The organism is Spongiimicrobium sp. 3-5 (genome assembly GCF_046557915.1).
In the GTDB taxonomy this organism is placed as follows: Bacteria; Bacteroidota; Bacteroidia; order Flavobacteriales; family Flavobacteriaceae; genus JBHEBG01.
In genome coordinates this window covers 845,467-858,708 of sequence record NZ_JBHEBG010000001.1, presented here as the reverse complement: position 1 = coordinate 858,708, position 13,242 = coordinate 845,467, and the positions used below count along the sequence as shown (strand labels likewise).

Annotated in this window: 12 protein-coding genes; 9 read left to right on the top strand and 3 right to left on the bottom strand. The window is 41.2% G+C overall.

Translation table 11 applies throughout. The features are described 5' to 3' along the window. The first annotated feature begins 18 nt into the window (after positions 1–18). From hemE to ACEQ81_RS03775, 8 genes are all read left to right on the top strand, one after another. On the top strand, positions 19–1,044 hold the full coding sequence (gene hemE, locus ACEQ81_RS03810) for a uroporphyrinogen decarboxylase (RefSeq protein ID WP_411029518.1): 1,026 nt from the start codon (positions 19–21) through the stop codon (positions 1,042–1,044). A 26-nt stretch (positions 1,045–1,070) separates the two neighbouring features. Continuing rightward, the gene (hemF, locus tag ACEQ81_RS03805; protein WP_411030369.1) at positions 1,071–1,973 is read left to right on the top strand and encodes an oxygen-dependent coproporphyrinogen oxidase; all 903 of its coding nucleotides are present in this window, start codon (positions 1,071–1,073) and stop codon (positions 1,971–1,973) included. 33 nt (positions 1,974–2,006) lie between these two features. Further along, complete coding sequence (locus ACEQ81_RS03800) at positions 2,007–2,795, top strand: PhzF family phenazine biosynthesis protein (protein ID WP_411029517.1); 789 nt, start codon at positions 2,007–2,009, stop codon at positions 2,793–2,795. A 44-nt stretch (positions 2,796–2,839) separates the two neighbouring features. Next, a complete protein-coding gene (gene hemB / locus ACEQ81_RS03795) occupies positions 2,840–3,811 on the top strand; it encodes a porphobilinogen synthase (protein WP_411029516.1) in 972 nt (323 codons plus the stop codon). A 47-nt stretch (positions 3,812–3,858) separates the two neighbouring features. After that, positions 3,859–5,202, top strand: a complete 1,344-nt coding sequence (locus tag ACEQ81_RS03790; RefSeq protein ID WP_411029515.1) for a serine hydrolase domain-containing protein — start codon at positions 3,859–3,861, stop codon at positions 5,200–5,202. A 53-nt stretch (positions 5,203–5,255) separates the two neighbouring features. After that, complete coding sequence (locus tag ACEQ81_RS03785; RefSeq protein WP_411029514.1) at positions 5,256–6,377, top strand: CNNM domain-containing protein; 1,122 nt, start codon at positions 5,256–5,258, stop codon at positions 6,375–6,377. Beyond that, positions 6,377–6,850 carry a methylated-DNA--[protein]-cysteine S-methyltransferase gene (locus ACEQ81_RS03780; protein WP_411029513.1) on the top strand — a complete coding sequence of 158 codons (474 nt, stop codon included), beginning with the start codon at positions 6,377–6,379 and terminating at the stop codon, positions 6,848–6,850. The genes ACEQ81_RS03785 and ACEQ81_RS03780 overlap by 1 nt, the downstream gene beginning before the upstream one ends. A gap of 379 nt (positions 6,851–7,229) precedes the next feature. Next, positions 7,230–7,943: a 3'-5' exonuclease gene (locus ACEQ81_RS03775; RefSeq protein WP_411029512.1), complete on the top strand. Its 714-nt coding sequence runs from the start codon at positions 7,230–7,232 to the stop codon at positions 7,941–7,943. Here ACEQ81_RS03775 and ACEQ81_RS03770 read toward each other — a convergent pair. Both ACEQ81_RS03770 and ACEQ81_RS03765 read right to left on the bottom strand, forming a co-directional pair. Then, a complete protein-coding gene (locus ACEQ81_RS03770) occupies positions 7,940–10,156 on the bottom strand; it encodes a S8 family serine peptidase (protein WP_411029511.1) in 2,217 nt (738 codons plus the stop codon). The genes ACEQ81_RS03775 and ACEQ81_RS03770 overlap by 4 nt on opposite strands. Positions 10,157–10,329: 173 nt before the next feature. Further along, on the bottom strand, positions 10,330–11,304 hold the full coding sequence (locus tag ACEQ81_RS03765; RefSeq protein ID WP_411029510.1) for an endonuclease: 975 nt from the start codon (positions 11,302–11,304) through the stop codon (positions 10,330–10,332). Positions 11,305–11,380: 76 nt separating this feature from the next. On the opposite strand from ACEQ81_RS03765, the gene hflX reads away from it, so the two are divergent. Then, positions 11,381–12,592: a GTPase HflX gene (gene hflX / locus ACEQ81_RS03760; protein WP_411029509.1), complete on the top strand. Its 1,212-nt coding sequence runs from the start codon at positions 11,381–11,383 to the stop codon at positions 12,590–12,592. A gap of 153 nt (positions 12,593–12,745) precedes the next feature. Here the strand turns inward: hflX and ACEQ81_RS03755 are convergent, their stop codons facing one another. Further along, positions 12,746–13,213, bottom strand: a complete 468-nt coding sequence (locus ACEQ81_RS03755) for a hypothetical protein (protein ID WP_411029508.1) — start codon at positions 13,211–13,213, stop codon at positions 12,746–12,748. Between the last annotated feature and the right edge of the window lie 29 nt (positions 13,214–13,242).

Genomic DNA, 13,242 nt, shown 5'->3' with positions numbered 1-13,242 from the left:
TCGTTCGAGCATTCAACTATGATAAAAAACGATTTGTTTCTTAGAGCCCTCAACGGAGAAAATGTAGAACGGCCACCGGTATGGATGATGCGGCAGGCGGGCCGTTATTTGCCAGAATTTATGGAAATCAAAAAAAAGTACGATTTTTTCACACGTTGCCAAACCCCGGAATTGGCCTCCGAGATAACTGTACAACCCATTCGCAGATTTGGTATGGACGCCGCCATATTGTTCAGTGATATCTTGGTAGTGCCTCAGGCTATGGACATTGAAGTGCAGATGAAACCTAATTTTGGCCCTTACCTTCCAAATCCTATTCGTAGTATAGCAGATGTAGACCGCGTTGTTATACCCGATGTAAACAAAGAATTGGATTACGTAATGAAGGCAATAGCAATGACCAAGGAAAAGCTTGCAAGCGAAATTCCGTTGATCGGCTTTGCTGGTTCCCCGTGGACCCTATTATGTTACTGCGTACAGGGCGAAGGAAGCAAGACCTTTGACAAAGCCAAAGAATTTTGTTTTACCCAGCCAGAGGCCGCACATCAACTACTACAGAAAATTACAGATACCACAATTGCGTACCTTAAGGCCAAAGTGCATGCTGGGGTAAATGCAGTTCAGGTATTCGATTCTTGGGGAGGTATGCTTTCCCCAACGGATTACAAAGAATTTTCTTGGCAGTACATACAACAGATTATCGATGCCCTTAAGGATCTTGCTCCGGTTATCGTTTTTGGTAAGGGTTGCTGGTTTGCCTTAGGTGATATGGCCAAATCGGGAGCGGCGGCTCTAGGAGTAGACTGGACCTGCTCTGCTAGAAATGCAAGATACTTAAGTGGCGGAAATATTACATTGCAAGGAAATTTTGATCCTTCGCGTTTGCTATCGCCTCCAGAGGAAATTAAGAAAATGGTCACCCAAATGATCCGCGATTTTGGAAAGGATAAATACATCGTTAACCTAGGACATGGTATTTTGCCCAATGTACCCGTTGAAAATGCCAAGGCCTTCATTGATGCGGTGAAAGAATTTCGACCCTAAACGATCAAGATTACCCAATGACACAAATAAAAAACAAATTCTACACCTATATCCAAGAATTGCAAGATACCATCTGTTCAAAATTGGAATCGGTGGACGGGGTGGCAAAATTTAAGGAAGATCTTTGGAAACGCCCAGAAGGCGGGGGTGGCCGCACCAGAGTAATTGAAAATGGAGCGGTATTTGAAAAAGGAGGGGTCAATATTTCGGCTGTACATGGGGCGCTGCCAAAAAGCATGCAAACCTATTTTGGTGTAGAAGATGTAGACTTCTTTGCTTGTGGACTGAGCCTTGTAATTCATCCCAAAAGCCCCATGGTACCTACCGTACATGCAAACTGGCGCTATTTTGAGATGTACGACAAAAAAGGTGATGTTGTTGATCAGTGGTTTGGCGGAGGTCAAGATTTAACTCCCTACTATCTGTTCAATGAAGATGCAGAACATTTTCATAAGGTTTGTAAAAAAACCTGTGATAAACATAATCCAGAATTCTATGCCCAATACAAAAGTAAGTGCGATTCCTATTTTTGGAACGCCCACCGTAACGAGGCAAGAGGTGTAGGCGGACTATTCTTTGACTATTGCAAAGCGACAGAGAATATGCAAATGGAAGATTGGTTTAGCTTTGTTACGGATGTTGGAAACAGTTTTCTAGAAGCTTATGTTCCTATTGTAGAAAGACGAAAGGGTTTACCATACACGCAAAAACACCAAGATTGGCAAGAGATTAGACGAGGACGTTATGTAGAATTTAATTTGGTACATGACAAAGGAACCTTATTTGGGCTTAGAACCAATGGGCGTATAGAAAGTATTCTTATGAGTTTGCCTCCACAAGTGCAATGGCGCTATGACCACCACCCGGAAAAAGGAAGCGAAGAGGAAAGACTTTTAAAAGTATTGGTAAAGCCCATAAATTGGGTTTAATAATTCCATAAATTTGTTGTTCAATTGTAGATAATGAAACAAAAGATTTTTCAGGTAGATGCCTTCACCGACACTGTTTTTGCGGGAAATCCGGCAGCTGTATGCATATTGGATAGTTGGCCAGATTCCCAATTGATGCAGCAAATTGCACAGGAAAACAACTTAGCGGAGACGGCCTTTGCGGTAAAAAGTAACGATCGGTACGAGTTACGGTGGTTTACCCCAGAAGTGGAAGTAGACCTGTGCGGGCATGCTACATTGGCCACCGCATATGTCTTGTTCAACCATTACAATTATGATCAATCGGTCATTCGGTTTTATTCCCCACGAAGCGGTGATCTCGTGGTAGAAAAGACAGGTGATGGTACTATGGTGATGGATTTCCCAACGGACGATTTAACAGAGTTCCCCTTTACAGAAGAGGTTAACCGGGCCATCGGGGCAAATCCGATAGAGACCTTTAGGGGCAAATCTGATTATCTATTGATTTATACCTCCCAAACGGAAATTGAAAACATTAGACCCAATTATCACTTGTTAGATCAGATAGATTGTAGAGGGGTCATTGTATCGGCTCCCGGAAGGGATGTAGATTTTGTTTCAAGAGCCTTCTTTCCAAAATGCGGAATCCCTGAAGATCCGGTTACGGGTTCCGCCCATACCACCCTTACGCCATATTGGTCTAAACAATTAAATAAGATCAAGCTTACCGCAAAACAGATTTCCCCAAGAGGAGGAGAACTAAATTGTGAATTTTTGGGCGATCGGGTAAAAATTTCCGGGCAGGCCGTACTATATATGATCGGAGAAATAGTCTTATAGGTCTTCGGCATTTATACATGAAATAATACCGTAAAAAGAAAACAATGTATCCACTAATAAGAAACCGAAGGTTACGAAACAGTAAAGCAATAAGAGACTTGGTAAGGGAAACCCACTTAACGCCAAAAGATTTCTTGGTGCCACTATTTGTAGTTGAAGGTAAGGACGTAAAAGAGGAAATTGCCTCTATGCCAAATTATTATCGCCTAAGTCTTGATCTGTTAGGGAAAGAGGTGAAGGAATTATGGGATATGGGCCTTTGCGCGGTGCTGCTGTTCGTAAAAGTTCCGGATGAGCTGAAAGATAATAAAGGTACAGAAGCCCTAAATGCCGAAGGACTAATGCAGCGAGCTATCAAAACCGTTAAAAATGCCTGTCCCGAAATGCTGGTAATGACAGATGTTGCCTTAGATCCTTATTCATCTTACGGACATGATGGTATTGTGGAAGATGGGAAAATCCTTAATGACGAAACCGCCGAGGTATTGGCAGAAATGAGTGTTTCCCATGCTACTGCAGGGGCCAATTTTGTGGCGCCAAGCGATATGATGGATGGTAGGATACTCACCATTAGGGAAGCCTTAGAGGAAGAAGGTTTTATAGATACCGGTATTATGAGCTATAGCGCCAAATATGCCAGTGCCTTTTACGGACCTTTTAGGGATGCACTGGATTCCGCTCCGGGATTTGGAGACAAAAAAACCTATCAAATGGATTTCGCCAATCGGTTTGAAGCCATTAGGGAAACGGAAATGGACATTGATGAAGGGGCCGATATAGTTATGGTTAAACCAGGTCTTTGCTATCTGGATATCGTTCGCGAAATTAAAAATGAAGTAGACGTACCCGTTGCCGTATACCAGGTCAGTGGAGAATATGCAATGCTAAAAGCCGCGGCTGAAAAAGGTTGGCTAGACCATGATGCCGTAATGTTAGAGCAGCTTGTGGCCATTAAAAGAGCAGGGGCAAATATCATCGCAAGTTATTTCGCCAAAGATGCAGTAAAACTTATTTAGTTGTAATTTGAAGACAAAATTTGAACCGCATAGATAATATGGTTTATATGAAAAAATGGAACAATCATTTTATTTTTATACTGATAGGTATACTGTTTGTATTCTCTAACCTACAAGCCCAAAGTAAACAGTCTAATAACTTGGATCTTTCATTGGACAAAGGCCTTACGTATGGCCTTCCCAGCGATGTTGGCCTAGACTCAAGTTATATCCGCCATCGGGTAGATTCCATTATGACCCATGCCATACGGAACAATGCTTTCCCTGGGGCACAACTGCTTGTTGCCAAAGACCGTAAAATCATCTTTCACGAGGCGTTTGGCTTTCATACCTACGATAGCATTCAAAAAGTAGCCCTAGACGATATTTATGATTTGGCATCGGTAACCAAAATTACGGGACCCTTACCCGCATTGATGAAATTACACGACGAAGGAAAGTTGGATTTAGATGCACCTTTTAGTACCTATTGGGAACCCTGGAGCAAAGCAAAGGACAAAAAGGATCTTACACTGAGGGAAATTTTAAGCCATCAGGCCGGGTTGGAACCTTATATTGTTTTTTTGGACGAAGTGATAAAGAATGGCAAGATCAAAAGACGCTATATAAGACCGTACCGTAAGCGTGGCTTTGAAAATAAGGCATACGACAATCTATATATAAAAACCAATTTCTATAAAAAAGTAAATCGGGCAATAAACAAATCCGAAGTATCAAATACGAAGAAGTACAAATATTCTGGGCTGAGCTTCCTAATTTATCCGCAGCTCATAAAACAGCTTACGGGTGTGCCTTATGATGAATTTGTTGGAACCAATTTTTATACCCCTTTGGGTTGCAGTACTTTGGGCTTTAACCCCAGTACCAAAAATTACCCCAATACCATAGTACCTACCGAAGTGGATACGTTGTTCAGAAAAACACTTACCCAAGGTTGGGTACATGATGAAAACGCAGCTTTGCTAGGCGGTATTTCGGGCAATGCAGGTCTATTCGGAACTGCCACGGACCTTGCCAGACTTATGCAAATGTACGCTAACGGAGGTTCCTATGCAGGTAAGCGATACCTCTCGGAGAAAACGGTAAATGAATTCACAAAAATACAATACCCCGAAAACGAAAATCGTAGAGGTCTTGGTTTCGATAAGCCTTTATTGAACAATATGGAATTACCGTTAGAAGATGCCTACCCCGCCCCAGAAGCCAGTGCGGAAAGCTTTGGGCATAGTGGCTTTACAGGAACGTTCGTTTGGGCCGATCCAAAAAACCAATTGGTATTTATTTTTCTTTCCAATAGGGTTTACCCCACAAGGGAAAATAGAAATCTGTATGCTTTAAACGTTAGATCGGCTTTGCATCAGGTATTCTACAAAGCAGCGTTATCTCAATAACATTAATTTTGGGTTACTATTTTATTAGTACCTTAGTGTAATATTTGCGTTTCATGGGATTGCTTGTCTTTTATGCCCTTATCTCAATCTTTTTTTCATTCCTGTGCTCTATCTTGGAGGCAGTGCTGCTTAGCGTTACCCCAACTTTTATCAACCTAAAAAAGAAAGAGGGCAAACCCTACGCCAACAGTTTGGAAAACCTAAAAAAGGATGTAGACAAACCACTGATCGCCATCCTTACCCTTAATACCATTGCACATACGGTAGGCGCAATTTTGGTAGGTGTGCAAGCCAAGGTGGCTTATGCCGAAATCTATGGCAGCGCAGAAAGGACCGTTTTAGGAATACAATTTACCGAAGACCTAATGGTGGGCGTGGTATCTACCATTATGACCATATTAATTTTGGTTGCCTCAGAGATTATTCCGAAGACCATTGGGGCCACCTTTTGGAAGCAATTGGCCAATTTTACCACAAAAGCTCTAAAAATTATGGTGTGGGGGCTAAAATGGATAGGGCTCCTTTGGATATTACAGCTTTTCACCAAACTTATTGGAAACAAAGAACACCACGGCAGCGTGTTGAGCAGGGAAGATTTTACTGCAATGGCCGATATTGCCCATGAAAAAGGGGTTTTTCAAGAGTCAGAATCCTTGATCATTAAAAACCTGCTGCGGTTCAATGAAATTCTTGCCAAACATGTAATGACTCCTAGAACCGTGATGAAAATAGCTTCGGAAAACGACTCAATAAAGGATTTTTACGACGAGAATACCAAACTTCGCTTTTCTAGGATTCCCATCCATGGCGAAACCATGGACAACATCACAGGTTTTGTTCTTAAAGATAATGTGCTGGAGGAAATAATAAACAAAAATGGCAAAGCATCCTTGGCCACCATAAAAAGAGATATTTTAGTAACACAGCGCGATACTCCTATTCCCCAATTATTTGAGACCTTGATCGCAAAACGAGAACACATAGCTTTGGTTGTGGACGAGTATGGTTCCGTAAGTGGGTTGGTAACCATGGAAGATGTTATTGAAACACTGTTAGGTCTAGAAATTATGGACGAAAGTGACAATGTAGAGGACTTACAGACTTTGGCACGAAAAAACTGGGAAAATAGGGCGCAGCGTCTTGGAATTATAAAAGCCGATACAAACATCGAATAATGGAAATTGCATTTATCCATACACCCTTAGGTACTGCCAAATTAGAAGGGGATCAACAAGGACTTTCTGCTATAACCGTTTTGGACGGTAAAGAATTACATAACGATGTTCTCCCGGAAGTTCTAGAAGACGCGGCCTATCAACTCACTGAATATTTTGAAGGCAAACGCAAAACCTTTAGTCTAGAACTTAACCCCCAGGGAACGGATTTTCAAAAGAAAGTCTGGGAAGCGCTTCAAGAAATTCCATATGGCAAGACCATGTCTTACATGGAACTTTCTAAAAAACTGGGAGACGTAAAGGCTATTAGGGCCGTAGCCGCGGCCAACGGTAGAAATCCATTATGGGTGGTAATCCCTTGCCATAGGGTAATCGGTAGCGATGGTTCCCTTACCGGTTATGCCGGGGGATTACATCGGAAAAAATGGCTTCTAGACCATGAAAATCCAGTAAAGCAGCAAAGCCTGTTTTAAGTAAAAAGACTTCCCGGTTTGTAATCATGGTTTTAATGAAATTATAGTTCCCTAAGAGTGCAGTTCATCGATGTTTTATCTTTTGTAGGCCAAGAATTGCGATACTATGGAACGTTATCCACGAGAAAAAGAAACTAGGTAGTCGGTTAATCAAAAAATGCCGTTAAAGGTTTTAAATGTGTTCCGTAGTTATAAACGTTTTATTTTCAAAACAGCGGATGGCAGCAGGAAATCTAATTTTGTTCGTATATTTAAATTAGTGTTTTAATGAACTTCCCTTTTTATAGTGTCATTGCTATAACGTTCAAAAAAAGTTTAGAATAAATGCGCCGCATGGGGTAATACCCTTAGCGGTATATATCAATTATAAAAGCATACCATGCTACACACAATAAACCTGGGTCATATACTTTTCCTGGATATTGAAACTGTCCCCGAGCAAGAAAAGTTTGAACAATTGGACCAGACCAAACAAGAACTCTGGGAACATAAGTCGCGCTACCAGCGTAAGGATGAAATTACCCCTGAGGATTTCTATGAAAGAGCGGGTATCTGGGCAGAATTTGGTAAGATTATCTGTATTTCGGTTGGTTATTTTAATTTTAAGGGTGATATAAGAAACTTTAGGGTTACTTCTTTCCATGGAGAAGAGGAGACACTATTAAAAGAATTCAAATTACTATTGGAAAGCCATTTTGCAGGGCCAAAACACTTGCTCTGCGCGCATAACGGGAAGGAGTTCGACTTCCCCTACATTGCCCGTAGAATGTTGATCCATAAAATTGGCTTGCCTCAGAAGTTAAATCTTTTTGGTAAAAAGCCATGGGAAGTTCCCCATTTGGATACGATGGAGCTGTGGAAATTTGGTGATTATAAGCATTATACGTCGTTAAAACTTATGGCCAATGTACTGGGAATTCCATCTCCAAAGGAAGATATAGACGGCGGTATGGTAAAAGACGTATATTATCTAGACAATGACTTGGATAGAATTATTACCTACTGCGAGTTGGATGTAGTTACAACGGCCCAAGTGTTTCTTAGACTTAGAAATGAAGACCTTCTAGACAAAACGGAAATAAAGCAGATCTAATCCTTGTAAAATTTGAGATCGGCAACACTATTGAGGTCTTGAACGCTGATAATATATAAGCCAGATGACAAATTAGCCACATCTATTTCTTTTTCTGAGGCATCACCCTCTTTTAAAATCAATCCTGTGGTGCTAATAATTCGATATTTTGAGTTTTTGGATAAGTTATCGCCATCTAATGTAATACGTTCTACTACGGGATTGGGGTAAAGCGATAATTTAGGTTTATCCGAGGTGTTTAAGGTTTCATAATTCAATATCTCTTCGAGATCCGTATCCTCACCCATGAATGTAAATGCCATTTCAGAGGTATATTCGGAAGCCATATTTTCCGTACAAAAAGTTCTTAGCCTTACGGTATACTTTGTGTTTTTCTGCAAGTTGTCCAAATCAATAAAATACTCTTCGGTATAAATTGTTTCCCAAGCTGTACTTCCTTCTGGCTTACATTGTATTTCAAATAAAGCATCCGTAATTGGTTCCCAACGAAGGGAAACCATATCGTTATTGGCCTCTGTCATTTGTGTTTCAAAAGGAATCTCGGCATTGCATTCGGTAACCGAAATCCCAGAAACGATCAAAGAAAACTCCTGAGCCCCATACCTAAGTGCTCCTTTATGGGTAACGGTTATGGTATATTCTCCCGAAACGGCATTCAAAAGCTCCGCACGTTCAAAAGGATCTACCAGATTATCTCCCTTGGTTGCTGCCGCTGTGGTAGCCCTTGCATCTAGTTTCCAAGGGTGGTAGGCCGTTCCGTTTTTCACAATTCTAATATCCAAATCATTTACCAAGGCAGGGGTATCGTCGTTAAGGGTGCCCTTATTAACATACTCGGATTCCGGATCGGTCCAGGAAATGGATGCTACAAGCGGTTCATTACCTGTTGCGTTAACCGTAATACTGTATGTTTCCCCTTCTTGTAAGGTCTCTTCGGATATATGTGTTCTATACCCTTTATTAACTATAATTTCTGCCGCCTTCTTGGTATTCATTACACCCCATCCCAACTTGTAATCCGGTCCGGGTTGGCCAACATCATCGGCACTGTGCAGCACCAATCCTTTTAGTGTTGCCGCCCTCATAAAGCCATTGTACAGGCGCTCGTAGTACTGTTGCAGCAAAAGCATGGATCCGGTAACTCCTGGGGCTGCCATTGAAGTCCCCGTATAGGTACCATACCCACTTGTACCTGTGGCGTTTGTGGTAAGGATGTTGGATCCGTTCCCCGCAAGGTCGGGTTTTATCCTTCCGTCATCTACAGGTCCAAAACTGCTAAAGCCGGCAACACTGGCATTTAAAAGCCTTCCTTTACCATCAATTTCGGTGTTTGCGGCCGCCACTGTAATCCCATTTTTAGAAGCGGCGAAACCTAGGATTAAATCAAAACCACTTGCGGGATCATTGTTTATAGGCGTTGCATTGTGTTGTAATTTTTGAGCGTTCCCAGCTGCCGTGACCATTAAATAATAAGGTGCGTTAAACATTATCTTATCCCAATCCTGGGAAACTCTAATGTAAGAACCAAAATACCAGTCGGGCACATTCCCTGTGCTAATACCATAGGAATGGTTAGAAAGCAACAAGCCATCGGCAGCGGCCTGGGCTACCTCAATCCTATCCCGGCTCCAATTGCTGGTAATGGCTTCCGCGCCATAGGCGACTCCCTTTACATTTTTCTTTATACCAGACGCTATAAGGGTCCCCATTACCCTAGTTGCATGCATATCTACATCGTTACTCTCATCGGCGATCGTTACGCGTGTATCAAATTCTTGATGATCTTTAAGAGCATGTCCGGCATCCCAAACCCCCACCGTCATACCAGTTCCGTCAATACCTAGATTTAACAATCCGGTATCGTACAAAGCATCGGCTCTCGTAGTTTTACTTACGTTATCATTAAAGGTGGTATAATATATAGGGGTGCCGTCCGGACCTACATCTTGAAGTTCCGAATGTCCACCATCTGGGAATTTTTCCACAAACGTCCATCCCTTTGCATGGGCCATTTGTTTTAAATCTGATTTATTGAACCGCTTGTTTTTTTCAAACTCCTTTGCCAAGGTGGTTATCCTAGAGGCCCGATATTGTTTTTTTATTTGTTGGATACTTTTTTCGGATTGACCGAAAGTAATGAAAGCGGTAAATAGGAAAATAAACGATAGGTTGTTTCTATAACCTCTTGCCGCGAAGGAAGGTATATTGTTCATGGGGTTATTTCAGTAAGATTTGGACTACAATTATATTGTATTTTTGAAAAACAATCGATAAAATGACCGATTTTTTCGATAAAATACCTAAAGAATGTTGTGAAAAGCTAAAAACACGTAGTCTGTTTCCTTCTTTAGTTGAAGATTATGCGTAAAATGGAGACGTAAATTTATTATGTGTTGTATTTCAACTGGATATATACAGGGAAGTGGTCGCTATATCCTCCTAAATATTTTCGTCCAACATAAGTTCTAAAAGGGCTGCCCCTATATTTTCCCTTCCATTCCTTTAAGAAAACCTCATCAAAGATATTGGCATGGGCAAAACTGTGGGTCCCCTTTTCGTAATCTAGAAAATTATGGGAAACAATAATCTGATCAAAAAGGCTCCAAGTGCGCCTATAACTGGCACTTCCCCTAAAAGGCGAAAGTAGTTTGGCCATAGGATTGTATAGGGTTCCCGCTTCCATTAAAACCTCTAAACTCTTGGAAGTGGGTTCATCGTTGAAGTCGCCCATAATAATATAATTAGGGCTATTATGTTCTTCTTCAATTTTGGCCATAAAACGGAGCAGCGTTTCCGCTGCCTTAACTCTTTTATAATCCGTTTCCATATCGCCATCTCTCCTAGAGGGCCAATGGTTAACAAAGACATGTACTTCTTCGCCGTGCAGTTTCCCCTTTACGTACAGTATATCCCTTGTGGTATCCCTATCCCCATTGGGTGCCGTGATCAGCAGTTGAATGGGCGTAGAGCTTACCACTTCAAAATGGGACCGATCATAAATTAATGCGGTATCTATTCCTCGTTCATCGGGAGAATCATAGTGCACATAATGATAATCCGTTTTTCCCAGAGGAGACGATCTAATTAAATCTTCTATAACACTATGGTTTTCTACCTCCGCAACTCCTATCAACACAGGAAGTAATGTGTTGGATTTAGCCCCTACCTTGGAAATTGTCCTTGCCAACTTGTAGAGCTTTTTACGGTATCTTTTTTTTGTCCACTTTTTAAAACCATTTGGTGTAAAATCATCATCCAAGGTCTTTGGGTCGTTCTCCGTATCAAAAAGATTTTCAAGATTATAGAAAACTATGGTATGTAGATGATCAACTTGTTTCTTTTTAAAAAGGGAAAAATTCATTTTTTTTTGGTTGGGAGACTAAAATACAAAAATTGCTCGGTCAGTATTCACTAGATTTGCACTTTAATCCAATTGCATGTTAGAGAAGAAATCTATTGTATACGAGAAAGTTGTCTTAATCGGTGTACTCAATAGGCAACAAAATGAGGAGAAGGTTACTGAATATCTAGATGAACTGGAATTTCTTACCTATACCGCCGGTGGTGAAGTATGCAAACGCTTTATACAGCGTATGGATGTACCCAACCCCAAGACCTATATTGGTACCGGTAAATTGCTAGAGGTGGAGAACTTTGTTGATGAGCACGAAATTGGCTCCGTTATTTTTGATGACGAGCTATCGCCCGGACAACAACGCAATATAGAAAAACAATTGCGCTGTAAAATCTTGGACCGTACCAGTCTTATTCTAGATATTTTTGCGCAACGTGCTCAAACAAGTTATGCTAGAACACAGGTAGAGCTTGCACAGTACGAGTATTTACTTCCCAGGCTTACCGGGCTTTGGACACACCTGGAAAGGCAAAAAGGGGGTATTGGTATGCGTGGCCCGGGGGAAACCGAAATTGAAACGGATAGGCGTATCGTTAGGGATCGGATTTCATTATTGAAGAAAAAACTATCCAAGATAGATAGGCAAATGGAAACACAGCGCAGTAACAGAGGTGCTTTGGTACGCGTTGCCCTGGTTGGTTATACCAATGTGGGTAAATCTACCCTAATGAACGTTGTGAGTAAAAGCGAAGTCTTTGCAGAGAATAAATTGTTCGCTACCTTGGATACCACTGTGCGGAAAGTTGTTATTGGGAACCTTCCTTTTTTACTAAGTGATACCGTAGGTTTTATTCGAAAACTGCCTACACAATTGGTAGAGAGCTTTAAAAGTACTTTGGACGAAGTACGCGAGGCAGATCTGTTGTTACACGTAGTTGATATCTCCCACCCTAATTTTGAGGAACATATAGATTCCGTACTAAAAATTTTGGGTGAAATTGGCTGTGCCGATAAGAACACCATTATGATATTCAACAAAATTGATCAGTATACACATGAGACCATTGAGGAAGACGATTTAGTGACGGAAAAAACAAAAAAACATTTCACTATTGGCGAATGGAAGCAAACGTGGATGCAAAAGGTAGGGAACAATGCTATTTTTATTTCGGCACTAAACAAAGAAAACCTGGACGAGTTTAGAAAAAGGGTCTATAACGAGGTAAGGGACATCCATGTGACCCGATTCCCTTACAACAACTTTCTGTACCCGGAGCATCTTGATCAGTATTAGCAAACCATACTTTCATTCCCTTTTCCTATTGTACTTGCCATTCAAAAAAAGTGAGCGCCTTGTGGCAAACTGTTCAGGGAAGGTACGCTACTTATACCCTTTCCGTAGTAACAATCTTATCCACAAGGCCCTCACAGCACTAACTCAATGATGTTATTGCGCCCCGCCGGGTTTATTTACCCTAATCTTGGAGGCGTTGCTAATCGATCCATCGCTGGCCTCTAAACGTACTTCATATTCTACCCAGTCTTGTGTTCCATAGGTAAAACAGACCACCCAATTGATAGCGCTACCGTTGTCTTGGAAGGTAGTCGTGGAGCTCTCCTCGGTCTCTCCGTTAGACACCTTTGTATTTACCAATAGCCTGTTAACATTTAGACTCTCCGATGCCGTATATGGTGTTTCAAAAAAGAGTAGCGTACCAGTACCCAAAGATGTATCGCAGTTGTTAACGCCGTCTAGTGTAAAACTGGTTGCAGAAGCTTTTAATGACGAACTAGATCCACCACCATCGTCATCTTTACTGCAGCCGAGCAATAATAGTGTTATAAATATTGTTGCTACATAAAAATGTATTGTGCTTATCACAATACTACCATTCAATTTCTTTGTAAAACCCATAATTCGCTGTTTTAAATTATTACTTTATT

Bases quoted from the DNA above. Each gene is read 5' to 3' on its own strand.
- hemE (WP_411029518.1), top strand. From the start codon at position 19: ATGATAAAAAACGATTTGTTTCTTAGAGCCCTCAACGGAGAAAATGTA.
- ACEQ81_RS03800 (WP_411029517.1), top strand. From the start codon at position 2,007: ATGAAACAAAAGATTTTTCAGGTAGATGCCTTCACCGACACTGTTTTT.
- hemB (WP_411029516.1), top strand. From the start codon at position 2,840: ATGTATCCACTAATAAGAAACCGAAGGTTACGAAACAGTAAAGCAATA.
- ACEQ81_RS03790 (WP_411029515.1), top strand. From the start codon at position 3,859: ATGAAAAAATGGAACAATCATTTTATTTTTATACTGATAGGTATACTG.
- ACEQ81_RS03785 (WP_411029514.1), top strand. From the start codon at position 5,256: ATGGGATTGCTTGTCTTTTATGCCCTTATCTCAATCTTTTTTTCATTC.
- ACEQ81_RS03780 (WP_411029513.1), top strand. From the start codon at position 6,377: ATGGAAATTGCATTTATCCATACACCCTTAGGTACTGCCAAATTAGAA.
- ACEQ81_RS03775 (WP_411029512.1), top strand. From the start codon at position 7,230: ATGCTACACACAATAAACCTGGGTCATATACTTTTCCTGGATATTGAA.
- ACEQ81_RS03770 (WP_411029511.1), bottom strand. From the start codon at position 10,156: ATGAACAATATACCTTCCTTCGCGGCAAGAGGTTATAGAAACAACCTA.
- ACEQ81_RS03765 (WP_411029510.1), bottom strand. From the start codon at position 11,304: ATGAATTTTTCCCTTTTTAAAAAGAAACAAGTTGATCATCTACATACC.
- hflX (WP_411029509.1), top strand. From the start codon at position 11,381: ATGTTAGAGAAGAAATCTATTGTATACGAGAAAGTTGTCTTAATCGGT.
- ACEQ81_RS03755 (WP_411029508.1), bottom strand. From the start codon at position 13,213: ATGGGTTTTACAAAGAAATTGAATGGTAGTATTGTGATAAGCACAATA.